The sequence below is a fragment of the Mesorhizobium sp. M0808 genome (assembly GCF_040320025.1).
Taxonomy (GTDB): Bacteria; Pseudomonadota; Alphaproteobacteria; order Rhizobiales; family Rhizobiaceae; genus Mesorhizobium.
The window spans coordinates 1-25,157 of the sequence record NZ_JAMYOX010000059.1; the positions used below are offsets into that span (position 1 = coordinate 1).

Annotated in this window: 20 protein-coding genes; 15 read left to right on the forward strand and 5 right to left on the reverse strand. The window is 58.0% G+C overall.

All coding sequences use genetic code 11. The features are described from left to right. From NKI25_RS33250 to NKI25_RS33300, 11 genes are all read left to right on the forward strand, one after another. Positions 1-101 (forward strand): excalibur calcium-binding domain-containing protein (locus NKI25_RS33250; protein ID WP_353000037.1); only part of this gene is annotated, 101 nt, incomplete at its 5' end. Positions 102-377: 276 nt separating this feature from the next. Continuing rightward, positions 378-1,952 (forward strand): hypothetical protein, encoded by a 1,575-nt coding sequence (locus tag NKI25_RS33255; protein WP_353000597.1) that lies wholly within the window; start codon positions 378-380, stop codon positions 1,950-1,952. Beyond that, positions 1,936-3,138, forward strand: coding sequence for a PAN domain-containing protein (locus tag NKI25_RS33260; protein WP_353000599.1), 1,203 nt, complete (start codon positions 1,936-1,938; stop codon positions 3,136-3,138). The genes NKI25_RS33255 and NKI25_RS33260 overlap by 17 nt, the downstream gene beginning before the upstream one ends. 484 nt (positions 3,139-3,622) lie before the next feature. Continuing rightward, on the forward strand, positions 3,623-5,101 hold the full coding sequence (locus NKI25_RS33265) for a protein adenylyltransferase SelO (protein ID WP_353000602.1): 1,479 nt from the start codon (positions 3,623-3,625) through the stop codon (positions 5,099-5,101). Between the two features lie 489 nt (positions 5,102-5,590). Next, a complete protein-coding gene (locus NKI25_RS33270) occupies positions 5,591-8,638 on the forward strand; it encodes an ATP-binding protein (protein ID WP_353000604.1) in 3,048 nt (1,015 codons plus the stop codon). After that, entirely contained in the window at positions 8,635-9,846 is a 1,212-nt protein-coding gene (locus tag NKI25_RS33275) for a YcaO-like family protein (protein WP_353000606.1), read from the forward strand. Before NKI25_RS33270 ends, NKI25_RS33275 begins: the two co-directional genes overlap by 4 nt. 4 nt (positions 9,847-9,850) lie before the next feature. Then, a complete protein-coding gene (locus NKI25_RS33280) occupies positions 9,851-10,630 on the forward strand; it encodes a TfuA-like protein (protein ID WP_353000608.1) in 780 nt (259 codons plus the stop codon). A gap of 220 nt (positions 10,631-10,850) precedes the next feature. After that, entirely contained in the window at positions 10,851-11,876 is a 1,026-nt protein-coding gene (locus NKI25_RS33285) for a gluzincin family metallopeptidase (protein ID WP_353000610.1), read from the forward strand. Between the two features lie 87 nt (positions 11,877-11,963). Beyond that, positions 11,964-12,458: a hypothetical protein gene (locus NKI25_RS33290; RefSeq protein WP_353000611.1), complete on the forward strand. Its 495-nt coding sequence runs from the start codon at positions 11,964-11,966 to the stop codon at positions 12,456-12,458. A 433-nt stretch (positions 12,459-12,891) separates the two neighbouring features. Beyond that, a complete protein-coding gene (locus tag NKI25_RS33295; protein ID WP_352789899.1) occupies positions 12,892-14,289 on the forward strand; it encodes a cytochrome B6 in 1,398 nt (465 codons plus the stop codon). A gap of 56 nt (positions 14,290-14,345) precedes the next feature. After that, on the forward strand, positions 14,346-14,948 hold the full coding sequence (locus NKI25_RS33300; RefSeq protein ID WP_352789869.1) for a DUF4142 domain-containing protein: 603 nt from the start codon (positions 14,346-14,348) through the stop codon (positions 14,946-14,948). A 276-nt stretch (positions 14,949-15,224) separates the two neighbouring features. Here NKI25_RS33300 and NKI25_RS33305 read toward each other — a convergent pair whose 3' ends face one another. After that, positions 15,225-15,611 (reverse strand): hypothetical protein, encoded by a 387-nt coding sequence (locus tag NKI25_RS33305; RefSeq protein WP_352789872.1) that lies wholly within the window; start codon positions 15,609-15,611, stop codon positions 15,225-15,227. 628 nt (positions 15,612-16,239) lie between these two features. Here NKI25_RS33305 and NKI25_RS33315 point away from each other — a divergent pair. Both NKI25_RS33315 and NKI25_RS33320 read left to right on the forward strand, forming a co-directional pair. Next, positions 16,240-16,605: a hypothetical protein gene (locus NKI25_RS33315; RefSeq protein ID WP_352789875.1), complete on the forward strand. Its 366-nt coding sequence runs from the start codon at positions 16,240-16,242 to the stop codon at positions 16,603-16,605. Positions 16,606-16,945: 340 nt separating this feature from the next. After that, entirely contained in the window at positions 16,946-17,077 is a 132-nt protein-coding gene (locus NKI25_RS33320) for a hypothetical protein (RefSeq protein WP_353000613.1), read from the forward strand. A 56-nt stretch (positions 17,078-17,133) separates the two neighbouring features. Here the strand turns inward: NKI25_RS33320 and NKI25_RS33325 are convergent, their stop codons facing one another. Genes NKI25_RS33325 through NKI25_RS33340 form a run of 4 tightly spaced genes read right to left on the reverse strand, consistent with a single transcriptional unit; the run spans position 17,134 to position 21,193 of the window. After that, complete coding sequence (locus tag NKI25_RS33325) at positions 17,134-17,745, reverse strand: hypothetical protein (RefSeq protein ID WP_353000615.1); 612 nt, start codon at positions 17,743-17,745, stop codon at positions 17,134-17,136. A gap of 51 nt (positions 17,746-17,796) precedes the next feature. Continuing rightward, positions 17,797-18,438: a HEPN family nuclease gene (locus NKI25_RS33330; protein ID WP_353000617.1), complete on the reverse strand. Its 642-nt coding sequence runs from the start codon at positions 18,436-18,438 to the stop codon at positions 17,797-17,799. A gap of 39 nt (positions 18,439-18,477) precedes the next feature. Beyond that, a complete protein-coding gene (locus NKI25_RS33335) occupies positions 18,478-20,997 on the reverse strand; it encodes an ATP-binding protein (RefSeq protein ID WP_353000619.1) in 2,520 nt (839 codons plus the stop codon). Then, positions 20,975-21,193: a hypothetical protein gene (locus NKI25_RS33340; RefSeq protein WP_353000621.1), complete on the reverse strand. Its 219-nt coding sequence runs from the start codon at positions 21,191-21,193 to the stop codon at positions 20,975-20,977. Before NKI25_RS33340 ends, NKI25_RS33335 begins: the two co-directional genes overlap by 23 nt. Before the next feature lie 716 nt (positions 21,194-21,909). On the opposite strand from NKI25_RS33340, the gene NKI25_RS33345 reads away from it, so the two are divergent. Beyond that, positions 21,910-23,088, forward strand: coding sequence for an ankyrin repeat domain-containing protein (locus NKI25_RS33345; RefSeq protein ID WP_353000623.1), 1,179 nt, complete (start codon positions 21,910-21,912; stop codon positions 23,086-23,088). A 9-nt stretch (positions 23,089-23,097) separates the two neighbouring features. Next, positions 23,098-24,366, forward strand: a complete 1,269-nt coding sequence (locus NKI25_RS33350) for a D-alanyl-D-alanine carboxypeptidase family protein (protein WP_353000625.1) — start codon at positions 23,098-23,100, stop codon at positions 24,364-24,366. Positions 24,367-25,157: the final 791 nt, after the last annotated feature.

Below are 25,157 nucleotides of genomic sequence, written 5' to 3' on the forward strand. Positions count from 1 at the left end.
TCGGTTCCTGCGACGAAGCCAACTGGTACCTGCAAAACTGCTCATGGGGCGGAAAACTCGATCGCGACAAGGATGGGATCCCATGCGAAACACTCTGCTAGCTAAAATGTAACGGAGTAAGCGCGCTACGGCCTGTTCGGCTTTCCGCTTACACCGACCCAACGAAGACCATGCATGGGCGGCGCGGTCTGCTAGACCCCATTTTTTGACGAGGTATTCTATATCTGAAGGGCAGAAAAAGTTGTTGCGGCAATAGAGAGAAGACGCCTTAACTAAGACTTTCAAAATCGTTAACATAGTTATTTTTCAGTGTATGCTGATAGGCGATCAAGGCGTGATGTTGCCCTGTCGGGGGGTCGAGTAAAATGCAGACTGTGATGAGTCAAAAGCTGGCAAGCTATGGCCAGTGGACCTACCGTGGTGCCTGGGCCCTAGAGATCGCGGCCGCAGCGATTGGGCTTACGACAGGTGTAGCATTAGGCGTACAAGCGTTTTCTGCAAGCGAGTCTGTCACTGCAATGGATTTGACGCTCGCCAGTGCACCCTTTCTCATGGTGGCAATCGCGGAGCTCACCAAGATACCGATAGCTACACTGCTTTTCAGCGCGTCTTGGCTCTGGAAGCCCATTATCTTGGTCTTCCTCCTGGTTCTTGCAGGCATCACTTTCGAAACTGTCTTCATGGGAATGGAGAGGGCAGGCGCATTGCGTCAGCTGCGTTATGAGGAGCTCGTAAACAAAATTGATGCCCTTGAGCAGGAAGCGACAAAGCTCGCCTCTGCTGACGAACTTGGTCGAAAAGCCGATCAGGTCGATCAAGCCCGTTCCGAAATTGAGCAGCTGACCTCTCTTGCGGAAAAATCGCGTGCGACCTTTCAGTCGCAAATTGCCGAGGCCAATGCGGAATTGGAGGGAACGACAGCCCTTACTCCAGAGGCCTCGCGTGTTCGCGATCAAGTGGATGAGAAAAACGCGGTTCGATCGGCGCTGATTCAACAGCGTGATCGCGAAGTTAAAGACGCTGTCGATCAGTTCGAGCGCCAACGGGACAGCTTTGTTGAACGTATCAAGATGGCGCGCGATTCAGGCGACAGCGACTCGGCACGCAGGCTAGAATCGGCAGTGGCTAAACTTGCCAACCCTCGCACTAAAATTATTACCAAGTTCGACACTCAGATTGAGCCGCTTGATCAGGAGGTTGCTGCGCTGCGCGAAAATTTCGATCGTTTGCGGGCAAGCAGCCCTCCTATGACTACTGACCAGAGGCAGAAGCTTGTCGATAGGCGTTCGTCTCTGGAGCAAACGCGCGATAGTGATGCCGCGGCTTGGCAGCGTCGATCGGATGAAGCGGGCAAACGGCTCGCAGATGCCCAGGCGGCAGAAGCCAACAAGGCAAACACCTCGGCGCAAAACCAGGTCAGACAGGACCAGATTGCCAAAGACCTCAGCGCCTTGGCCAAGGAGCGGATCCCAATGGCGCGGACAGATCAGGTCCGCCGTATTGCCTCACGGTGGTACGGCAGCAAACCTGAACTGGTGACTGAGGCACAGGCCGGAATAATCTCTGTGATTTGGTTCGGCTCGCTCGCGCTCATCGCCGCGCTCGCGGGACCAATTACGGCAATGGTCGCTCTAGCGCTCCAGCGCATTGCCGCCCGAGAAGAGGACAATTCAGAGAGCAAGACTTCCAGGCTGCTCCGCAGAATGCTTCTGAGTTGGCGTTGGCGCCGAATTCAAACGATTAAGGTACCAGTCGAAGTTATGGTCGAGAAAGAGGTTGAGAAGCGGGTTGAGGTGCCTGTGGAAAAGCTGGTCAAAGAGATCCTCTATGTTCCGCTCTTCACCGATGATCCCGAAGTCCTTCGCAAGGCCCTGGACCAGGATTTGCCGCCTGAGGTCTCAGACCTGGTAACGGTATCAATGAAGGGTCGCAAAAGTGCTCGTCCGGCATAACACCACCCTGCTTGAGCAAGCCGTCGATCTCGCCGTCAAAAGGTCAGCGATTCCAACCTTGCAGGCTCAAGCCGCGGCCCAAGAGAAGACAGCCCGAGCGACCGCCTTTCGCCGAATGGCGACTGGCGGAGCCATTGCAGTGGCGGCGGTCGGGATTGGGCTAGGCATCAATCTTGGTCTATGGGACAAAACCTTGCCGGAGCCGGCGGTTTTGCCGACCACAGAGCAGCCAAGCGATCTCACCTCCCCAAAAGACGAGCCGCCTATTCCTGTTCCAACTCCAAAGCCAGCTCAGGAGCGGGCGCCCCAGGCTGACGCCCCTACCAGGCCTGACGTGGTGACCGTCGACTTCAACAAGTTCGCCACCAAGAACGTCGAGTTCCAAGGCACCACTTGGGAGTTAATCACAGGTCACCACTTCAAGGATGAGAACGACGAAACCTGGGACCGAGCGTGGTGTTACTCTCGGCGGAGTGTAAACGGCGTAGACGTAAATGTATCATTGGCAGCTCGTTCTGCCCCGACAGCGCCACCAGCCGGGCCTGGTGCTGCTGCTCAGACGCTTCAGTTGGTCGGCCTTAATGATTCATCCGCCGTCGATCTTGCAACAAGATGCGGGTGGCTGGATGGTCGCACATTTGCGTCTTCAGACATCATTCCTGACCCGTTACGAGAGCAGGCCGCAACTGTCCCCGCAGAAACTCCTGCGACAGAGGTCGATCCAGATAGTGGATTTGTTGTCGTGTCCGGGTGGGACGCGATCGGAAACGACCTGCCGGATATGCCAATTAGGAACGTGAGTTCTGAGCAGTGTCAAACCGCCTGCGATACCGACTTCAGGTGTCTAGCGGTTACTTATAACACGAAATTTCGAGCCTGTTTCATGAAAGGGGACGCATCGCTACTGGTCAAAAGCGAAGAGTCGATCATGGCCGCAAAGAAAGTGGTCGAGAGCAATTTGCGCTACTCGAATTTGGTGTTCGCCATAAAAACGGAAATTTCTGGCAATGCCTATTGGACCTCTCCGCTCCGATATCCCGACTGCATACTGCAATGTGCAAACGACAAATCCTGCTTAGGGTTCAATTTCCGCAAAAAAGAAAGTGCGTGTGTCCTTTTCAACAGCATAACCCAATCCGCTGATAATGCAGCGGTCGCATCTGGCATCAAGAGCGTCGCCAACTAAAGTTGAAGCAAAGCACCTATCCTCAAGGAGCGACTGAAGCCAGGCCACTTGTCAAAGAAAGTGGCTTAGCAAAATTCCACGATAACCTTGGGGTTTGCGGCGGGAATGTTCTTCGACGAAGCTCTAACAGAACGCAAAGTGAGCCAACTGAAGCATCTCAGAGAAAGAATTGTCGTCGGCGCATTGCGGACACCGTCTGACTGAATGTCAAAAATGGGGCCGAAAGCAGTCAGGCGGCTCAAGGCTACCGATTCGCGAAGACCAGACGTTCGCTGGCGCGAGAAGCGTCGTAGCCGTTCCGCTCGAAGAGGCTACTTGCCCGAAGGCACTGACACATCCATTTCTGGCACGTAGCTGGAAATGAAGTTCGAGCATCGCCACATCAGCATACGGACCGGCAGTCTGATGGCACTATTGTCATTGATAACAATCTTTGCGACCGACGAAGCGTCTCGCGACTGCCGTTGATGTTTGAGGAGTGTGAATGACGGTACGCTTTGCATTTGACAACAGCTATGCTCGGCTGCCGAGCTCGTTTTATGCGCGTGTTTCCCCGACCCCGGTCTCCGCACCGCACCTCCTCAAGCTTAACCAGGAGCTGGCCGTCCAGCTCGGGCTCAACCCGGTAGAACTCGCCACGCAGGCGGGTGTTGAGATTCTTGCCGGCAAACGGATTCCCGAAGGTGCCGAGCCGATCGCTACCGCCTATGCCGGACACCAGTTCGGCCAGTTCGTGCCGCAGCTCGGCGACGGAAGGGCAATCCTGCTAGGCGAGATCGTCGATCAGGAAGGAGTGCGCCGGGATATCCAGCTAAAGGGCTCCGGCCGAACACCGTTTTCCCGCGGCGGCGACGGGCGGGCGGCGCTTGGCCCCGTTCTGCGCGAGTACATTGTCAGTGAGGCCATGGCGGCTCTTGGCATTCCGACCACTCGGGCGCTTGCTGCGGTCATGACCGGTGATGAGGTGATACGAGAAACCTACCTGCCAGGCGCAGTGCTGACACGGATCGCATCCAGCCACATGCGGATCGGAACCTTCGAATTCTTCGCGGCGCGCGGGGACGTGGATGCGGTGAGGGCTCTCGCTGATCACGCGATCACCCGGCACTACCCGGATGCCGCGGGTGCTGCTCGCCCCTACCTGGCACTGCTGGAAAGTGTGATTGCGCGCCAAGCGAACCTCGTAGCGCAGTGGCTGCTCGTCGGCTTCATTCACGGGGTTATGAACACCGACAACATGTCTATCGCCGGCGAGACGATTGACTATGGCCCCTGCGCTTTTCTGGACATCTACAATCCCAAGATCGTATTCAGCTCGATCGACCAGTTAGGTCGCTACGCTTATGCCAATCAGCCTGCGATCGCCCAGTGGAACCTGACGCGGCTGGCGGAGTGTCTGCTGCCCCTCCTGGCTGAGGATCAGGACAGATCCGTGGAGCAGGCCCAAGAGGCGCTTTCTGCCTTCGCAGCACGGTTCAGCGACGCGTATAATAGTGGCTTGCGTAGCAAGTTGGGACTTTTGTCGGAGCGGGAAGGCGATCTTGCGCTGACGCAGGATCTTCTCGATCGGATGGTCGCTGGCAAGGCGGACTTCACCCTGACTTTCCGACGCCTGAGCGAGGCCGCTATGGGACCCGAAGGCGACGTCGCGGTGCGCAGCCTCTTCGAAGACCCTGCCCCATATGACGACTGGGCCGAGCGCTGGCGCAAACGGCTCAGGCAAGAGCCGCAGGAAGGTTCAGCGCGCCGGGCTTCCATGCAGCGCGTCAATCCGGCCGTTATCCCGCGCAACCACCACGTTGAGGCGGTCATCGAGGCCGCCGTGAAGAAACAGGAGTTCGGACCGTTCGAGGACCTTCTGACCGTGCTCGGCAAGCCATACGAAGTCCAGCCAGGCTTCGCGAGCTATGCCGAGCCACCACCGCGCGATGCCCGCGTCTATAAGACCTTTTGTGGGACCTGAACCTGAGGTTCGTCGCGAAGAGATGCGTTGGATGACGAAAAAGAGCGCTCGATCGCGCGAGCGACGTTCCGGCTAGCATTCCAAGCTTTGCGCTCCGGCATCGCAGGATCGTGCTGGAAATGTCCCATCGCGCTTCTCCTTCGGGCACCATTGGCCGGAAGGGAAGCGAAAGGGGACTAGTCGGCAGTGGGGCCGAGACCGGACGGGCCGCTTCGAGCACCAATAGGCTATGAGCGGACAATTGATGTTGTGTGCAATTCGGTTACGATGTCTGTTTGTCGCGCCCGAGAGCACGACAACAAAGGTCGAGGGCGGGCTGTCCAAGGTGCGTCGGCATAGATCGAGCTTGCGGCAACGCTGCCATTTGTCCGACGTCTTGACGTCGCTAGACACGCCTGAGCCTTATAGAGCTCGCAGTGCGCGTCGAGCTTAGGTATCATCCTTCCTTAGACGCAGCGTCGCGCAGTCGCAGATCGTGCGGAATATCCGATGTCTAGTGAGGGACGAGAGTTTCCAGTCGGCCCGCGTTCGGGAGAACGCAGGCAGGTCACGGCGCTTTTCTACGATATTGTCGGTTCGACCGCCCTGCTGCATCAACTCGATCCCGAAGAGTTCGGCGCCTTGCAGAGGACTCTGCATAATGAGGCGGCAGCCCTAATCAGCGGCAACGGCGGTTATCTTGAACACGTCCAGGGCGACGGCGGCTGCGCTTACTTCGGATACCCAGAGCCGAGCGAGGACGCCGCCGAGTTTGCCGTTAAGACGGCACTTCAGTTGGTCGATTGGTGTCAGCGATTATCGCAACAGGTCGAATCAAACCTAAAGATAAGAGTCGGTGTAGCCACCGGCTTGGTCGTGGTTGCTGACATTTCAAAAACAAGACTTCCCGACCATACCGAGGTGATCGGAATCCCTCCAGCGCTTGCCGCTCGCATTCAGTCTGAGGCTGCACCGAACAGCGTAGCTGTGGCGGACACCACGCATCGCCTGACGAGCAGCGCGTTCGAATTCGAGGACATCGGGTTGCGGGAGCTGAAGGGCTTTGGCGAGCCTGTTCAATTGTGGCGGCCACTTGCCCGCCGTCGCCAATCCGATCGTTTTACACGCTATCGGCGTGTATCGGCGCCTCTGGTCGGCCGTGACGACGAACTCGAATTGTGCGCGCGGCGCTGGGCTCGAGCCAAGGGCGGCCATGGCCAGTTTGTGCTGCTCCATGGCGACGCGGGCATGGGCAAATCGCGGCTGGTCGCGGAGTTACGCCGCGTGATCGCGGCGGAAAATGCTGTCGCGCTCGTGTTCCAATGCGAACCACGCGGCAACACCGAACCACTACACCCGTTCCTGGAATCGATCAGGGAGGCCGTTTCGGAGGCGACCAAAACCCCTCAACCTCCTCCGGAGGCGGTCGTTCATTTTCTGCGCAACCTGGGTCCCGAGGTCGGCGAACTCAACGCCGAGATTGTTGCGTTCCTGCTTTTCGGCAAGGTGCACGAGCGGTCGAGCGAAGCTTGGCAGATCGACCTCTCGGATGACGAAATCAGGGCGCGGGCGGTCGAAGCAATTCTGGCCGTGCTGACTACTTCCACGAGCTCCGGACCGGTGCTGATCGTAATTGAGGATCTGCACTGGGCTGACACGCTCACAAAGGCGGTAGCTACGAGGCTGCCGGAGTGGATCGTCTCCAGGCCGGTTCTCTTCGTTGCAACCTCGCGCGAGGCAATGGCCGCCGAACCTCTCGGCGACCCCAACGTGCTTTCAATCGCACTAGCCGGCCTTACTGCTCAAGCGACTTCGGAACTTCTCGATCGAATCTGGGAGAGCCCTCGTCCCGCAGAGCTTGCTGATTTCGTCTACGAAAAGAGTGATGGTGTTCCCCTGTTTGCAGAGCAGCTTGCCCTGCTGCTCAGAGAGGGCGTGGATGCAACTGTCCAGTCAAAGCGCACCGAATGGGAAGCGCTTCTTCGTGAGGGCCGCGTTCTGAACCTGCAGGACCTCATCGCAGCCCGCCTGGCCGGATTGGGTCAGCTTAGGAGGGTGGCGCAGATCGCCAGTGTGATCGGACGGGAGTTCCGCTGGAAGCTCCTGGTCACCTTAATGGAGCCGGAGCCTCTCGCTGTTGACTTGGATGCGGCGCTCGAGGGGCTGGCACAGGCCGGGATCGTGCGTCGAAAAACTCCGGATTCGGCGATCCGATTTCGTCATGTGCTCATCCAGGAGGCCGCTTACGACAGTCTCCTCAAGTCGGAGCGTCGCGAGATTCACGCGCGCATCGTCAGACTTGTTCAGTCAGGCACTGTTGTGTCGCTACCAGATGAAACCATGGCGTGGCATTTCGAGCAGGCTGGCCAGCCCCTGGAGTCAGCACGATGCGCAATCCAAGCAGCCGAAGCGAGCGCTCTCCGTTCGGCGATACACGAGGCAGACCGAATGTCGGATTTTGCCGAAAAGCAGCTCATGCAGGCCAACGAGAGCAACGACGCAAGCGATCTTCGGCTTCGCCTCCTCACTGTTCGTGGGCCTGTAGCTGCGGCGCTGTTCGGGAAAGGGAGTGAGCAAGCTCGCTCGATCTACGAACAAGGGCTGTCGCTCTGCGCCGAACGTAACGGTCAGGATCGTGCGAAATGGTTTCCACTGTACTGGGGCTGGTGGTTCACTTCCCCCGACTACGAGACGCAGCGCGCAAGATCTGACATTCTTGTGCGCGATCTTGAAGGTTCTGGCGACCCAGAGGTTCGCCTCCAGTCGCTCCATTGCGCTTGGGCGACGAACATCGATGCTGGGCTTCATTCCCGCTGTCTGCAATGCGTGGAGGATGGTCTTCGTCTGTATGACGAGGACCGCGCTCGGTTCAGCAGAAGTCGCTACGGGGGCCACGACGCAAAGGTTTGCGGTCTCGGCGAACGCGCGTTCTCTCTCTGGTTCATGGGTGACGACATTGGATCGTCGCAAAGCGTGGAAGCCGCCAAGGGATGGGCAGTGCACATCAGTCATCTCAATAGCTTGCTGCATGCGCTGGAATTCGACCTGGAGTTGAGATGCTACAGGAACAATCATGAGGGTGTGATCAAGGTTGCGGATGAGATCGCTCACTTGGCGCAAGCCGTGCCTGATGTTCTGGCGAAAGCCGCACTGTTTCGTGCGTGGGCGGACGGCATGATCGGCGATGCGGTGGCCGGCTTGGCGGAATTCGAAGCCACCTTGATTGGCCGCGGGATGTCTACATCCGAAGGCGCCCCCGTCTACGACGGAATGCGCGCCGAATTGTCTGCTCGCGCAGGACTCAACGAACAAGCTCTTTCAATCTTGGACAATGCAATCTTGACCTCGACTCAGAGCGGCCAGGTGTTTTGGCTTGCAGCGTTGCTTCGACAACGCGCTTTGCTTCGTCATAGCCGTGGGGAATCGGAGCAGGCCGTCGGGACGGACTTGGCTCGTGCACTGCAGGTGGGTGGAGAGCAGCAGGCCGCAGCTCTCGTTGCGCGAGTACAGTCCGACATTGCCCGCCTGGGGCTTCGCGCGCCGTACAAAAGCGCATGAACGGGTCGTCACCAGCCGCTGCAGATCTGGGAGCCCGACTTTCACGCGAGTTCTCCAGCTGCTGTGATTTCCGCGGCCGGCGACCGGAATCTACCGAGCGGCTCGTCAGAGACCTTGTCGCGGCTCGGCGCTGTTTCGGCATCACCCGGATCGGCTCCTTGTCCAGACTTGACCGCGCCGGTGTATCCGTCGCCCAAGTTGTGCGGCCCCTTTCCCTTTCCAACGCTGTTTCGCAGGGGAAGGGCGAAAACATAGTGGATGCTGCTGCCTCGGCTTTCATGGAAGCACTTGAATGCTGGGCCGCCGAGCGGATTGAGCATAGCCGCATCAGGTTCGCGAGGGCGCGCGACCTGGGAGATGAGGTGCGCGATCTCTACGCTGATTGCCGGGTGCACGGCTTCGATGCTGGCTGGGACCAACTGCGCCTTGGATGGGTCGACGGCTACGACCTGCTGGCGGCGCGCGTGGTGCCGGTTCCCCTTGCGTTGGTGGATACCATCTACACTTTTCCCTCGCCGCACCCCATCGCGTTTCCACGCTCCACAAGGGGGCTCGCCGCTGGTTCCACCGTGTTGGCGGCGATCATCCATGCGGCGCTGGAGATCTTGGAGCGCGCCAATGTAGCGACAGCGGAGCGATATCCACGCCGCTATCCCGAGCGTCAAATTGATACCGCGAGCGCCCCAGGGCCGAGGTCCTCGAGAATCTTGGCGCGCCTTGCGGAGGCCGATCTCGCTGTGGGCGCATGGCTCGTGCCTGGCGATCACCATCTCCCCGTCTTTCGCTGCGAGGTGATTGAAACTGAACGTCATCGCGAGATCGCGCCGATGCCAGGCGAGGGCTCCGCCTGCGATTTCACCTTCGACAGTGCTTTGGCGAACGCTCTGCTGGAGGCGGCACAGGCCAGGGTGACAGCGCTGGGCGGATCAAGAGAGGACATCACGCGCGCTTCGTACCCCGAGCGCTACGATCGTATTGATCTGGCTGCGCGGCGGAAAGCATATCTAGCGCCAGTCGATACAGTCCAGCTTCCCGCAGACACACATGGTCCTGCCTCCGGGGTCGGAGCGCTGGACACCGTCCTTCGGGCGCTCAAGGATGCGGGCGGGCGGGCGGTTGTCGTCGTGCCGCTGCATAGCAGTAAGGATCCGGCCTTCGAAGTCATCCGCCTTGTCGTTCCTCCACTTCCTGATCTCCTCCATGCGTAATTCAATGGCAAGCGAACTGGTCGTCTTCCTTGGGCCGACAATGCAACAATCTGAAGCGGCCAGAATTCTGGATGCCATCTATTTACCGCCCGCCGAGCAGGGCTCTGTTGTGCGTGCCGTTCGAGAGTATCTGCCAAGGGCGATCGTTTTGGTCGACGGTTCTTTCGGTACAGTACCGGCGGTGCGGCACAAGGAGATTCTTTGGGCGCTTGCAAAAGGTATTCCCGTATTTGGCGCTGCCAGCATCGGCGCAATTCGGGCCGCCGAACTGGCTGCGGTCGGAATGCAGGGTTATGGATTTATCTATCGCTGGTACTTGCAGACCCCTCTGGCCGATGACGACGAGGTTGCAGTTGCAATGTGTCCGCCGGAGCTCGGCGCAGCGGCACTGAGCGAAGCACTCATCAACATCCGCCTCACCTTGGGCCGGGCGATGTTGGCCGGACTCTTGTCCCCCCAGGAGAGACGGCGGATCGAGGAAATGGCTCGGCGCATGCACTTCGTCGATCGCAGTTATCCCCGCCTGCTCGCTGAGGCAAGGTCGGCCTTTCCGCGCAGCCGTGCTGGCACATTCCAACGTTTGGCGGATTGGTTGCCGTCCGGGAAAATCGATCGCAAGCGCGAGGACGCGGTCGGGCTTTTGACCAGGCTCGCACGCTTTCGTGAGCTGCCTGGCAAGCGCCAGAGTACGCAGGCTTTCCGTTTGACCGAGGCTTGGGCCTATGACCTCGACGCGGCGGGGCTTTGGGATGACGATATGGCGTCAATTCTTGCCGATGAGTGACTTGGGCACGAACTCATGTCATATTGGGAGTTAGAGGTGGGGTGCCTGCATGGACTCGGCGGGGCAGTGGCAGTCACTTATGGGCTCCGCGGTCTCGCGCTTGGGAACCCGTTTCCTCGTTTTCCCACAACCTCCTTTTATCCCCGGGTACGAGCAGCCAGAAACGGTCTGGGTTTCCCCTCCGCCTAACCGGATCGGCCCTGGGCCGGCTGACCGCCGGATGTACGTCATCGATCCGTTGATCGAGAAGCAACCATACGAGTTTCCCTACCTGCCACCTTATGTGGGTGCTCTGAGACCGCCCGCCGAGGCGGGACCTGATGGTCACTTCGACAGCATCCCGATTGGTACTCGAGAGTTTGAAGCGGCGCATACCTACGCCTGCGTTCGGCGCGTACTTGATATTTTTGAGAGCTATGTCGGACGGGAAATACCCTGGTTTTTCGAACCGACTCACGTTCGGTTGGAGATTGTCCCGCGGCTTCGCTGGGACAATGCGCAGTCGGGCTACGGCTTTCTGGAGATGGGGGAGAATGAGGCACGCGGCGAACCTTGGCCGTTCGCTCTCAACTTCGACGCTGTTGCCCACGAAGTCGGTCACCTGATCATCTTCGGCGTGATGGGTGTGCCCCGCTCCGATCCGCCGCATGAGTATTTCGCGTATCACGAGGCAGTCGCAGACTTCATTGCGCTGATCGGCCTTCTCCATTTCGACACGGTTCTCGACATCGTGTTGCGGCGGACACGCGGCAACCTCCTCATCGCCAATGAACTCGATCGCTTTGGCGAGATTTCCGATGAAAGGCAGGTCCGCCTGTTCAGCCACTCGTTGCGCATGAGCGATGTTAGCGCAGAGGTGCACGATCTTTCCAAACCCTTTGCGGGTGCGTTGTTCGACATTCTCGTCGAGATTTACCAGGTTCTGCTCTTTGAACGCGGCCTTTCCGACCTCGACCCCCGCGACTTTCGTGACCTTAGAAGCGAACTGTCCGAAGAGGATCTGCAGGAGCAGCTTTCGCTTTCACTTGGCGGCAACGACCGCCGGTTGTTCGCTCTGAAGTCGGCACTGGAGGAAGCGCGTGACCTCGTGGGCGAGATGTTGGTTCGCTCGTGGGAAGAGCTTGAGCCACACTCGATTACCTTTCAGGAGGCGGCGGAGGCGCTGATTGCTGCAGCCGAGAGCGGACGTGCAAGGCGTTTTGCGAGCAGTGTCATCGACAATTTCGCCTGGCGCGAAATTTTGTAACGGAGAATTCTGTTGACAGCGGGAAACCCACTACAGCCAAGCAGGGAAACTGACACTACGCCACAGAATCGAGGAGGTAGAAATACAATGTCCAATGAAGACGTTCCCGCAGCACCGAATCCGAAGAGTTATTCGGCGGATCAGATCACAATATTTGGCGTTGCTCTGAATATAGAGAAGAACGCAGCCTACCTCCCTCTAGAGGGCAATCGCCTTAAGCTGGCTGTTGTTCCGTTTGGCTCGGATACGCCAATCGACCGGAAGCGGATGGTAATTGCCGTTGTCTATGGGTATGCTTTTGAAGGTCATTGTTACCGTTTGGACCAGCCAAAACTCTTTGTTTTTGAGCCAAGAACTACGGAACTCCCCGCGGTTGGATGCGGATTTGACGGTGGCGAATACGCCATGTGGCAAATCACCAAGAAGACTCGCATGCTTGAGCTCGCGACAAGCGTCGACTTGGCGGAGGAGCTCGTTTTGAACGCAAGTCTTCCTGGAAACCGCAGCCCAAATACCTACGGAAACAGGTTCCAGTTAGCACATCGTGGCGGCAAGCTGTACCGTGGCAGCGTTTCGGATTAGCGCTTCGTAACGCAAAGCCGTTTCGACTGAGCATCGCAGTAAAGCTGTTCGCTCCAGTCTGTACTTCCAGCGTTCGGCTCCGGCTCTACGACGGATCTGCGTTGTGCTGAACAGGACGGCGCCGACTGCCATCATAACCAGGAAACATGAACCAAATTGACGAGTTAACAGCAGGCGTATGTCGACGGTCGGATCGCCGCGGCCAATTTCCCAGAAATGACAGCAAACGTCGCTCGACACGAACCAGCCGTTGCGTGGGCCTTGGTCAAGGAGGATTGCCCTCTGCAATCCCCAGTCGGCTTACTATCACGGCGGCTCGCCCGAGCTCATCAACGACGCGGTCCGGTTTCGTTCGAGTCACGGGAACAAACATCGCACGCGGGAGTTGGGGCGGTCTGTTCGTATTGAGACTTTCATAATCTTGGGAGGGGATATGTCACGTGTCTTCAACCTTGGCTTGCCGGCGCTGCTTGGCGCCGCCGCGGTCACGCTTACCGCTGCTTCCGATCCGCTGCCGCCGGATCTGACCTATCGTCCATTGCCAAGCCTGCCCCTTTCTGCGGTGAAGGAGAATGACGAAGCGCAAAAACCCGCCGTGATCGAGCGGCAGCGCAAGTTGCTCGAGAGCCGTTACAACCTGGCGGACCGGCCGATGCAGGGCGTCATGATGTCGGGCGGCCGGAAAGTGGTGCAGGAGGCCGTCAGGGTCAAACTCCCGGCAGGCGAGACCTGGGACAGCCTGGCCGCCAAGACTCCCCAAGAAATCCGCGACCGCGGTTTGTTGCCGAACGGCTTCCTCCCGCTGCCGCACGTCAAGCAGGCGACCGGAGGCCAGGTCTTTCCGGAAAACCAGATCAGGGAGATCGGTGCCGACGAAGGGCGCGATCTGCGGCGCTTCGACGTTGATTTCGACCTGCCGGATTATCTTACGCCGGAATTTCCACCTCCGATATTCCTCACCACGCATCCAGAACTGGGGGATGTGTCGCGCGGTGATCTGCTGACGATCCGCAACTTCTACGAATATATGAACGGCATCATCACACCCGTACAGATGGAAGGACTGCGTCTGCTGCTGACGCCCTTCCCGCAGGAGGAGTTCAATCAGACCGAGGACAGAAAGGTCGCGACGCAAAGCATGGGTGTGGCATGCCTCGACTGCCACGCGAATTTCCATACCAACGCAGCCTTTCACCTGACGCCGGACGTCCGGCCACAAGCCGAGCGCTTTCGGCTCGACACAACCAGCCTGCGCGGCCTGTTCAATCAACAGATTCATGGCTCCAAGCGCTCGCTGCGCTCAGTCGAGGACTTCACGGAATTCGAGCAGCGCACCGCCTACTTCAACGGCGATCACGTGAGCGCCACCCGCAAAGGGGTGAATCTGCCCGACCGCACGAACCAGGTGGCGATGATGGCGCAGATGCAGAACATCATCGATTTTCCGCCGGCGCCGAAGCTCGACCCGTTCGGGCGGCTTGACCCGGCCACCGCAAGTGCGCAGGAGCTCAAGGGCGAGCAGGTGTTCATGGGCAAGGGCCGCTGCGCCGAGTGTCATGTTCCAGGGTTGTCATTCATGGACAACAACATGCACGACCTGAAGCTCGAGCGGTTCTACAAGATCGGCGAGACCTTCAACGACCAGGTCGCCATACCGGATGGGCCGATCAAGACCTTCACACTGCGCGGGATCAAGGATTCTCCGCCCTATCTGCATGACGGCCGCCTGATGACGCTTGGCGATACGGTTGAGTTCTTCAACTTGGTGCTCGGAACGAAGCTTGACCAGCCGGAAAAGGATTCACTCGTGGCTTACCTGCTCACTCTCTGAACGAGCGAAAAAGCCGCTGCCGGGGGGCCTGCTTTCGGCGCGGAATGGAGGACATCATGCGTGCTGCCGCAATCACCTTCGCCTTGGCGCTGTCGCCTTGTTGTGCGTTGGCGCAGATCGGCAATCCGGCCGGCCTTGCTCCCGACACGAGGATGGAGAAGCCTGGAGTCCCAGCGCCGAACCAGACGAATTATCAGGATCGGCTTTTCGCCCAGCTGGTCACGGCTGGCGGCATGGCTGAGGTGGAGCTGGGTCGGCTCGCGGACGGAAAGACAAGCCATGATGGGGTGAGGGAATTTGCAAATCGAATGGTCGAAGATCACGACAAGGCAAATAAACAGCTGAAATCCGTCGCGGACAAGAGCGAGATTCCGCTTCCCGAAGAGCTCGACCCTGATCATAAGAAAATCCGCGCTGATCTCGAAAAGCAGGACGGCGCTGCGTTCGATCTTGCTTATCTGGCTGCGCAGATCCTCGACCATCAGAAAACAGCGCAGCTTCTGGCTTGGGAGATTGGCTCCGGCGAAGATCCAGAGCTCCAGCACTTCGCCTCAGGCAACCTACCAAAGGTGCTCGAGCACCTCGATATGGCGCGCACGCTGCACGCGGAACTGGCGGGACAAGCCTTGCTCGCAGCGGAAGCGCAAAAGAGCAAATAAACTGCCAGCCACATCCGCAACGTGAACAGGGCTTACCATTGCACGCGAGCCGCCAAACGCGTCTATCTTAGCTGTTGTGGTCATTCGGCGAGCTCCGCCTGTCAAACCGCCCTCAAAAGTGACCCTGGAGTGGAGTAGGCCCCTCAGGCCGGACACAAGTCAGGCCGCTGATTTGATCGTTTGCCGGGTGTGTTGATCTTCGAATTGCATTGGACGAGTGGTGAGTGAACCGTCGCCAGGCCGTGGGCGGCAAGATGATCGCGATAGGCTGTCGCATCATATTGTGACCGAGATCAAAATGATGCGCAGCGGGGTGGCGGTTTGCGTCCTTCGACAGCGGCGGCCAAAGCCATCAGCATCAGCCGAGCGTCGATCGAGCGGATGATGGCGTATCCGATACCCGCCGCGACAGGCATGCAATGACAACGGCAACATAGGCAAACCGGCAACGACGGTGACGTATGTGAGGTCGGCTACCCAGAGCTGATCGGGTCCACCGGAGATGAAGTCCCGGGCGAGGTTCGGGAAGATCGGTTGGTTGTGATCGGTATCCGTGGTCACCGTGAATCGACCGCGCATTTTCGGCTGAAGTGATGCCGCATCAGGCGGCAGATCTTCTTGTGGTTTACGATCATGCCTTTTGCCGAAGAGCGGCACGGCCACGACGCTAGCCATAGTGCTCGAACTGGTGCCAGATGGGTACCATCGCTTCGACGGTGTCGTTTGCAGCGCGGCGCGGCTGGTCGTAGAAGGTCGTGCGCGAGAGGCCGGTCAGCCGGCATCCTTCAGCGACGGAGAAACCATGGACCGGTGGTCGCGGATGTAGACCCGATTCTCTGCCGACGGCCTCATGCAGAGCCCCCACTAGAAACTCGAGTCCAGAACCTGCTTGCCGACTAGCCGTTCGAGCGCGGCAATGCGCGCTTCATCTCTGTCTGGTTCGTGGCCAGTGGCAAGCGGTACGAGTCTGAGGGCGTAGCAGTGAAGGAAATGCATCGCACATTGCGCGGCGAACGTGCTCCGCAGGGATTTCCGGCAGAAGCTCTGTTGCGGCGGGGCCGAACAAGGGGCGAGCTTCTTACCGGGCCTACGCCAACACCAGTGAGTTCAGGGTCCGAGACAAGCTGTAGAATCTCGCCTGCTTCGAATGCTGCCCGTAACTACACGAAAACTCATTCCCGACTGCCTGTGCCGATGATCTCCGGGGATACGCCACGACGCCTGCTTGATTTATGCGGGAGTCTCCCGACTACGTTGCTGGATGGGTAGCACGCCACAACTTGAGACGGTTTTGATCGAGATGATTGTCCAAGCTGCAGACTTTCCGGCGGCCAGCTTCGATTCCGTAGCAGGCGACTGCGCCGATAAATCTGGAGGCCGAATACTCTTCAATGTTCGCGTTGACAGCCATGCGGATGTTCAGCGAGTTGCCGCCATCGCGAGCAAATCGGACGGGGGGATGACTCCTTTGCTTCTGCTGTTGGATCGTACGGGGACATCGATCAAGATCCATGAGGTGCCGGTTGAGGACTACCCGTTGGTAGTCTCCATCGCCCGTTGGGCCAATCAGCCCCTTCACTCGCAAGCCATTACCAGCGTCAATGTCGAGGTTACCCTGCTCCTGGAAGCTGTCGCATCGGAAGCACGGCCGGATTAGCTGAATTGCGGTCTCAGCCGATGTTAGCGGGGCCTACGCGTTATGAACGGGCCCCCACTCTCCTGCTACTTTGTGCATTCCACACTGCCTTTTATGCGACTTTCGAAGCACAATCATGAACACGGGATGACGGGGTATTCGGTTCAAATTCGCCGCGGAATGGTGCGGATCGCCCAAAAGCGGACACTGATTTGGCGCAGTGATGCTAAACACGTGGCCGAGCACTTCGCCCGCGACCCAGAAGCTGGCCAGACAGCTTGGCGCGGGTGAGGAGGATTGGACCCTCCCTGTTGGAACACCGGGTGAGCCACCCCCAGGTGTCCGGCGCGGCACCGATCCCTTGTTTGATATTGCAGGGGAAACAGCCGTCATCGACAGCCCTGAGCATCGCGACAATCTCATCGGGCGACTGCGAGAGAAATATCCCGGCGTGGACGGCGTGGTGATCATACGTGACGGCAAGAAACCATAACGCCAAAACGTAAATGTGGTTTAGGGATTTGCGCGCATCGCCCGAGGGCGGGCGTCCTAGTATTTGTCGTCGTTCATGAGGGCCGTTAGGTGCCGAAGCTCATTGGCGTGGCCACGAGCCCGACGGACTGGAACAGCAAAAGCGAGCACCTCCGCAACCTTCGTGACGTCCTCGCAGGCTTTGGCGGTCGTCCGCATCAGTCGAAACAGGGTCCACCCTGTATCGATGGCAAGATCTAGAAGGTTTTCATCAATGTGGGCGTCGTGCGTGATACGTTTTCGTTTTTCGCCGTTCCAAAGTGGGTTGCGAATGAACACGGGGTCGCCGCCTAGGGGAACCATCGTCCCGTGAAAGATCGCGTGACGGTAGTCCATGAGATCAAATGCGGCGTGGGAAGCGTCAGCCATGATCGGTCGCGCTCCGGTTGGGAGTTGCGGCCAATTGGCGTCCAGTTCCTTGATCCAGTCGCTTATGGACTTGGAGTCCGTCGAAGGACGCTCGCCTTTCACGTTCTCTTGGCGCAGAGCCCAGAGCGTTGTCTCAAGGTTGGTCTCGAATAGACCCCAGACGATGGCGAAGGCCCCCAGCCGTTGCTGTACCATCGGCGAAAGGCCGAACCCGACGAGACGCGTTTGAATCTCGAGGGAGCTTGCACGAACATCATACATGGTCAGGTGCTCCGCACAGGGTTGATGCGAAGTCGGGCAAAAGGCCCTTTGTCATGCCGCCCGGACCACGGCGCTGTCAGCGGCGATGTTGCTAATCCAAGTCGCCCATAGCTTCACAAATCGGAGAAACTCTTCCTCTTTGGTCGCGACCATCCGATAGGTTTCGGGTTCGCCTTCTTTGTCCGGGTACCTGGTAAGGAAGGCCATGTAAACCATCTGGTTGTCGGCGCGCTCGCGTGCATCTTTGTCTAGATAAATGATGTTTCCGTGCGCGAGGGCGTTGCGAAGTACGCGAATGACCGCCTCGGCGGAATGATCGCCGATTGAATTTTCAGCGGCGACGGACATTGGGTGATGACCTGACGCGTCACGCCATTGGTCAACGTGATCGATAGGGCCTCCGACGCGAGACTGCCACCATGGTCCCATCCGTTCGCCATTCCAGAACTCTGCTTCGGGAAAGGACGTTTTTTCCAGCCTCTTGAAAGCGGCGACTAGGTCGCCGTCTCTTGCATCGTCGTGCAGGAAGTGCGTTGCCTTCATTCGCTCATATGGAATTGTGAGTACCGCCGAGGCCGCGAGCAGTCCGAAAGAACCAAGAAGGTCTCGACCTCGGGCTCGATCCTCGAGCATTTCGATCAAGTCGAGAGCACGCCTCGGATACTCAATGGCAAACCGGCTTGGCACGCCCATAAAATACTTCCTTTCAGTATGGAGGACCAGCGACTGATCCTACGGCAAATACATCCCCTTGAGCGACCTCAAGTCCCCGTATGCGGTCTTGAGTTCCCCGACAGACGGAGGGGTATCGTCATGCGGACCAGGAGTGACATAGCTGTGTGCCGCTCGGAGCTTCCCGCGATGGGACGGATCGTTCGTTAGCAGAGCCATCGCTGCAGGACCGTATTCGGAAAAGTTCTTACCATCGTAATCGGTGATGGACGCCAGCGGCTCCCCATTGGAAATTCGGTGCTGGACCACAATCATCTTCGCGAACCGTTCGATAGCTTCCCGCACCCGTTGAGCACCCTCTTTGCGAACGAGCGGGTCGGTTGATTTCACCATTGGCGCTGCCTTCGCCATCATGGTGGCTAGAGCATCTCCCTGGCTTCTGATCTCTGTCCCTAGGAGGGGGTCAGCCCGAATGAGTTGCAGCTGAATTGCGCCATTGTGATCCCACCGATGGCCGATGTCTTTCCAACTCGCATGATCCTGGGTGGCGATTATCACTTGCACGCCCGCCTTGGTGAGGGCCTCGAGAACGGAGGATGTGAAATTCGGGCGATAGTCATCGTCGCTGCTGAGAACCGGATCATCAAGGATGATGAAGCCCGCTTGCTCTTTAATCGCGCGGGCAAGAAAAATCGAGAGACCCAGGCAGTGCAACTGAGATTGGCTAAGCACAGCCACAGCGTCCCGCACTTTCGGATTGCTTCGATCGTCGGCGACCGCCAATCCAACCTTGAGGTCGATAATGCGACGGGACTTGCTGCTGCGCCGTTGCACACCGTCGAAGAACGTTGCCTCATCAGGGCGAAGTAGCTCCCACCAATGGCGGACGCCGTCACTCAAGTCTGAAAATTTCTGGTCCACGACTTTGCCGTTTGCAACGTCGATCTCGGTGACCGCCCTTTCGAGGTCCTTGAGTTTCTTCGCATGAAGGGAGGCACTGCGAATGGCGGTCCAAAGGCTTTCGGGGTGTCCAGATAAGCGCACTAGTGCATCCCATCCGAGTATGTTGGCGCTCTGATCAACAGAGAGTTTCAACACTGCCGTCAGCGCTTGAGCCGCGGCCGAGTAAGCGAGTGTTGCCTCCTCTAGAGCCTCTTGAGCCACGACAACTTGGCTCAGTCGGTAGTGCAGAACGTCGGCAGCATTCCAGGTTGCCGTGTCAGCCAACGCCTCTTCAATGCACTGGCGAGCAATCTTTATACATCGGGAAAGGGCGCGGCTGCGCCGCCAAACTGTTCGGGTTTCAGTCAGCCACGAAGCTACAAGGGCGTCATCATCTGCGAGTGTGCTGATGGCGGCGATGGTGAAACCCTTTTTCTTGCGGGCATATGCAAGCGTATTGGCAAAAGCAGGCAGCCCACGGGTGGCGGACGTCTCGAGCGCCGCGAGAAGGGCATCGACGGCCTTGACGGCAGAGGAGAACGCGATCTCGGAATCTGTGTACGACCTGGCGGCTTCGGTTTGGGTTTTGATGTACGCTATGCGAGCTGCGGTCAGAGAGTTGGTCGCGCCGCACAGCGGGCAGTCCTGATCGCGGTTATGGTCATGACCCGGTATCTGCAGGGCAGCCTGAAACAGGCCAACGAGCCGTTGGGTCTCTTCCGCCACTTTGCTGCGCTCTGTCAAAAAGCCGGAGGAGGCGTCTGTGACCGTTGCTATATCGCCATTCCACCTAGCGAACGCCTCGTAAGAAAAGAGCGTTATCGGAAATGCAAGCGAACGGCGACGAGTGAGTTCAGCGTCCAGGTCTTGACAGAGATCGGACAAATCGGCGCTTGATGTGGAGCCGTCACGCTCAAGAAGTGTATTGCAGCACGACGAGAGGCCACTCTTCAATCCGTCGATATCATTTGCAGTTCGCAGGAGAATCGTTTCGAGCGCGATCGACTTCATCGCGTCAATCGTACCGAGGTCGGTAAGCTCCTGTGATGTGGGGGCCTTCACTTGGCCGGCGAGACCCGCTACTGCCGTCCGAAAGTCTTCAAGCTCCTGCGTGTCTAGAACTGCGCGGAAATACGTGGCGCGATCCGTTGGACTTGCAGAGAAGAGATAGCCTAGCGTGTGCTGGGCTAAGATGGGCGCGCGAAGCGGCTCATGGGACAAGCGTAGGCCAAGGACCAACTCTATATCAGACTCCTTGGCTACGACCCCGTCGATCTCGAGACGGGTGTTGCAGCCAGCTGCGCTGCCTCGCTGATAGTCTTCGATGAGAGTTCTGGAGACCCGGCGGACCTGTCCATCATGGCAAATGATCTCTGCTTCTACGACCGTGGGCAGCGCATTCTCGACGTGAGCATTTCGGAGCGCCTCAGAAAACTCATCCTTTGCACTGGCTAGCATCTCGCGGCGAGCGATCTGCCCGGTAAGCAGAAACTCGACTGCCTCCGTTAGGCTTGTCTTGCCCTGGCTGTTTCCTCCCCAGAAGACCGAAATCGTAGGGGATAGGGCGACGCTTTGCTTCGACTTGCCAAAGCTACGGAAGCCCTGGATCGAGATGCTATTGATCCGAAGGGGTGTCATCGGCAACCTGATTGGGAAGACCGTGGGTTTTCCACGCGTCAAGGAGGGCGGCGGTACGCTTGTCCACGGGTGCACCTTGCCATGCTTTCGCCAGCGAGGCCGAAAGGCTGCCGGCGGGAAGTTGCCGCAGCACGCGACTGATGTTCGTGGCGGCTGCGGCGTCTGGCAACGCAACCGTATCTTCGTCAATGCTCATGGCGCCCGCTTCAGTTTCGAAATTGAACCGCAGCAATAATATCGGGACACGACATTAGAAGCAAAAGGAGTTGCCGCTATCGATATCAGCCTAGGGTGATAATGTAACTTGTGAAAAGTCAAAGCAGGAACTAGCAGTTATTCGATAAGCCGCGCGGAGCCGAAAGTTGGCGTACCAGCCGGCGGAAAACTGATATCCATGGCTGGTGAGGCAGGTATCGCGGACCAGTGCGTCGCGGGTGCCTCATAACGTCTGGCGCGTTGGCGGCCACCAGTGGATAATGACGGAGTTCAGTCGACGCAAGGTTGTGCGGTGCGGGGACCCGCGGCAACTTCCAGTGTGCTAGGCCTGCAAGCATACGGTCGCCTGCCGGCCCTGCCGGCAGTTCCCTCGGCGGATGCCGACAGTCCGCTATCGACGAGACCCCCGCAAAAAGCCGTCGTTCCGCTAGCGGCCCCGTTGCGGTCATTCCGGATCGAAGTTTGGACGAAGCCGCGTGGCGCTAGGGCAGTTTTCGCTACGATGGCGCTATTTAATAACATACAATGTTAGCACGGTGTGCTGACCGGACCGGTGAGCCTGACGTCACTTCACATGAAAGGTCGCGCTTAAGACTTTTGGTTCGAACCTTGTGCAAGACACACAAAAGAACGACAATCTGGCCCATACTTTATTGTCAGACATCGTACGTTATAAAGCGCGACAGGGGGGCCGTGATGGTAAATTGGAATTCCGCATCCACCTTGAGTCCGTTGTTCGCGGCAATCGCCAGCGATGACCTGGCCTCTGTCAAGGACCAAGTCGAAAACTATGGCGCCGATCTTAACATGCCAACTTCGAACGGTGAACGCGAGTATACGCCAATCGCTTGGGCAGCCTCCAGCAAGGTCACTAGTTCCGACTATCATGTGAGAGCTCAGATCATCGACTACCTCTTCCTACAGGGCAGCAATATCGCAGTTGGCGGCCCTTTGGTAGAATGTCGCGACTTCGAATGCGCTGAGCTAATGCTGAAATATGGGGCCGTCGCCGACCAATCTGTAGTCACCGCCTCAGGAGACGCGCCGACGGCGCTAGTTGGATGCTGCGAGGATTTGCTCGTCGACATAGTAGAGCTGCTTCTCAAATACGGTGCAATTGCCGACGTAAAGCTCCCGTCTGGAATCTCCTTACTATATTCGGTATGCCTCGCCTCTCTATATTCCAATCAACGCAAGGCCTTGGAAATTGTGAAGCTTCTGCAAAAGTCGGGGGCCGACCTAGAAGCAACTGATTCGGCCGGCGCAACCATACTCTCGCATGTTGTATCGCTCTATTCGTCCGACAGGAAAGGTTCACCTAATGGCACGGCAACGAACCTTGTGGGGTTATTGCTCAACCTGGGCGCGGATGTCGGCCATCGCGATCCCGACGCCTCTACCGTGCTAATCCAAGCAGTCCGCAACCCCGCGGCACGGCTGGGTGGCTTCGAGATGATCGATTTGATCTTCGCTTACGGTGGTGATTCGTATGTTGACGTGTTCGATCGCGACGGGCTGACGCCGCTACATTACTTGGTCCACTTTGACTCCGAAACTTACGATCGCTTCGGAGACACGGCAGGCCTAATCGAGTTATTTTTCTCCCGCGGCGCTTCTGTCGACGTCCGCGACAATTCAGGCCGAACAGCCTTCTTCCGACTCGTCGGCTATCTCTGTCCGGCTCCGGGGTCGATTACCCTCTACCCCCCGCCTCGGCCCGGCACGCCTGGACGGTATGCTGCTCTCAATATCCTTCGCCAACTCAAAGCCCATCGTGCGGATGCCAAGCTCGCAGACCATCGAGGCAGGACACCGCTGACTGTGGCGAAAGCGGCCGGGAAGATGGGACAGGACGTGCAGGGTTACTGCTACTAGGAGGAACGAGTGGACCGTATCGAGAACGACGACAACGTAGGCGAATGGGACATGGGACTCGAGATCCTTAATGCCCGCTTGAAGCCGATAGACTTCGTTATCTCGCCACTTTCGGCCGACGCCCTCGCCCAGTTGCCGGTTGACCCGGTTGCCGACGTGAGGTCGACGTCGAACCTCGAGAGGTACCCGGCGGGCGATCCTTTCACTAGTCCGTTTGTTCCCGAGCCCCCACCGACCGACATGGCGACGGCAAACGACGACTCCAAGGCCGCCCAGCTTCATAGGGAGGCCTACGATCTCTATAAGACGGCAAATGCAACTTATCAGGGTGATAACACCCACAAATTTCCCTATATACAAATCAGGCAAGGTCTGCGCTCTACCACGGAGCAAGCACGACTTTACGAGGCCTATTACCGCTACCTCTATTACGACGGCCCTGTCGCTGTTGCCGCCAACCAACCTGGCAAGAGCTTCCACGAATACGGCTTCGCCATAGATGTCGTCCGAGGTGACGATGAGATCTTGCTTGCTGACTCGCTCGAAAGTGCGGGATGGCAAAAAATCAACGCCGACGAGGGTTGGCATTTCGAGGCTAGAGGAGCCGCCTCGTTCACGACGGTTCAGACCGCCATCCAGACCCGAGTGATCCCGGTCTCAACGCAATACGTCAAAGAGCTCGACGCTTTTCTCAAGCTCAAGCAGCAGTATGATTTCCAGTCGCCCGCAGTGCTTGCGGAAGAGCAGCGCCTGAGAAACGAGGACATGGCGCTTCGCACGCTAAACCGCTCGCTCATCTTGCGTGCACAAAACTTACAGCGGCGTCGGGACCAACTGCAGAAAGAAAACGCCGATCTCAACAATGCCGCCGTTCAGATCAATGTTGCGACGCAAAGGTACAACTCAATGGTTTACAACCTTTGTCCAAACAGGGAGCCGTTCGAAAGATGCACCCACACCGACCTTAAGAACCAGTGGCTTGCGGAAAAGAAGGCGGCTTATGACACGATCGTGAGGATGACCAACCAATACAACGCTGACCGTGCCCGTTATCAAACTGAATACGCACAATACAATCGAGACGTGCCCATCCTGGCCCAGGACAAGGTTGCGTACCAGCGACGTGAGCAGATCTTCCAACGAGACCGAGCCGCCTCCCGACGGGCTCGCGCCAAGCTGAGCGCGATGCTGGCGCAGAGTCAGCAGCATCGAAGCACTGCAGCGACATTAGTTGGTACGATTACAACACTTGTCAGCACGATCAGGCAGGGACTGTGAAACGCATCGCTTACACAGCTAGCGTTGACGAAGACGAGCACTCTCAAACAGTCTGTCTTGGGTGAAAGATGGGGGTTGGCATGGTGGTACGGAAGGATTTGGTCTGCGAAGTTTCGGGCCTTCGCTATGATTTCGACAAACGCCTCGGCAAGCTAGATATCGCTGCCAACCAGTCCTGCGATATGGGCGGCTGCATCCGGTTGTTCCAAGCTTTGATCCTGATGTCGAACAGATTGAGACATTTGCTGGCGGCGCTAGCGACACAATCTTCAAGCGCAGTGCCGCTGGTTGGGAGGCTGTTCTCACGAGATAGCCGGGGTGACGATCCCTGGCGGAAGACCGGAACCTCGGTGCCCGCACGCTGCTTCCAGCGGCAAGCCTTCTGCCAGAGCTGATTCCGACGGCAGTACATTGTGCCTCGCGCACTCCGGCGACCCGGCTCGGGTTGCGGATCGGAGGCCTGACACGTGGTGTAAGCCATCGTCATCTAAGTCAATTTTTCTGATCGGGCGCCCCAAAACCTGACCGTCCAGTGGCCGCCCTGTTTGGGTCATTGGGAAATTGGCCACGGATGCCGCTTTAGCCCGCCCGTCAACCTTTTCCGGCCTCCATGATGGCGCGCCGTTTAATTAGCCACAATGTCAGCATATCGTAAGCGCCAAGCCGACCCCATCTGGCGCGGCTTGATGTGATGAGCGAGAGATAGTGACACTGAAGAAGCCGAGGAGCTTACAGTGTCAATTTCTATGTCTGCGCCTAAGCCTGATGATAGAAGTTTCCATGTCCTTGAG

Bases quoted from the DNA above. Each gene is read 5' to 3' on its own strand.
- NKI25_RS33255 (WP_353000597.1), top strand. From the start codon at position 378: ATGAGTCAAAAGCTGGCAAGCTATGGCCAGTGGACCTACCGTGGTGCC.
- NKI25_RS33265 (WP_353000602.1), top strand. From the start codon at position 3,623: ATGACGGTACGCTTTGCATTTGACAACAGCTATGCTCGGCTGCCGAGC.
- NKI25_RS33270 (WP_353000604.1), top strand. From the start codon at position 5,591: ATGTCTAGTGAGGGACGAGAGTTTCCAGTCGGCCCGCGTTCGGGAGAA.
- NKI25_RS33275 (WP_353000606.1), top strand. From the start codon at position 8,635: ATGAACGGGTCGTCACCAGCCGCTGCAGATCTGGGAGCCCGACTTTCA.
- NKI25_RS33280 (WP_353000608.1), top strand. From the start codon at position 9,851: ATGGCAAGCGAACTGGTCGTCTTCCTTGGGCCGACAATGCAACAATCT.
- NKI25_RS33285 (WP_353000610.1), top strand. From the start codon at position 10,851: ATGTACGTCATCGATCCGTTGATCGAGAAGCAACCATACGAGTTTCCC.
- NKI25_RS33290 (WP_353000611.1), top strand. From the start codon at position 11,964: ATGTCCAATGAAGACGTTCCCGCAGCACCGAATCCGAAGAGTTATTCG.
- NKI25_RS33295 (WP_352789899.1), top strand. From the start codon at position 12,892: ATGTCACGTGTCTTCAACCTTGGCTTGCCGGCGCTGCTTGGCGCCGCC.
- NKI25_RS33300 (WP_352789869.1), top strand. From the start codon at position 14,346: ATGCGTGCTGCCGCAATCACCTTCGCCTTGGCGCTGTCGCCTTGTTGT.
- NKI25_RS33325 (WP_353000615.1), bottom strand. From the start codon at position 17,745: ATGTATGATGTTCGTGCAAGCTCCCTCGAGATTCAAACGCGTCTCGTC.
- NKI25_RS33330 (WP_353000617.1), bottom strand. From the start codon at position 18,438: ATGGGCGTGCCAAGCCGGTTTGCCATTGAGTATCCGAGGCGTGCTCTC.
- NKI25_RS33335 (WP_353000619.1), bottom strand. From the start codon at position 20,997: ATGACACCCCTTCGGATCAATAGCATCTCGATCCAGGGCTTCCGTAGC.
- NKI25_RS33340 (WP_353000621.1), bottom strand. From the start codon at position 21,193: ATGAGCATTGACGAAGATACGGTTGCGTTGCCAGACGCCGCAGCCGCC.
- NKI25_RS33345 (WP_353000623.1), top strand. From the start codon at position 21,910: ATGGTAAATTGGAATTCCGCATCCACCTTGAGTCCGTTGTTCGCGGCA.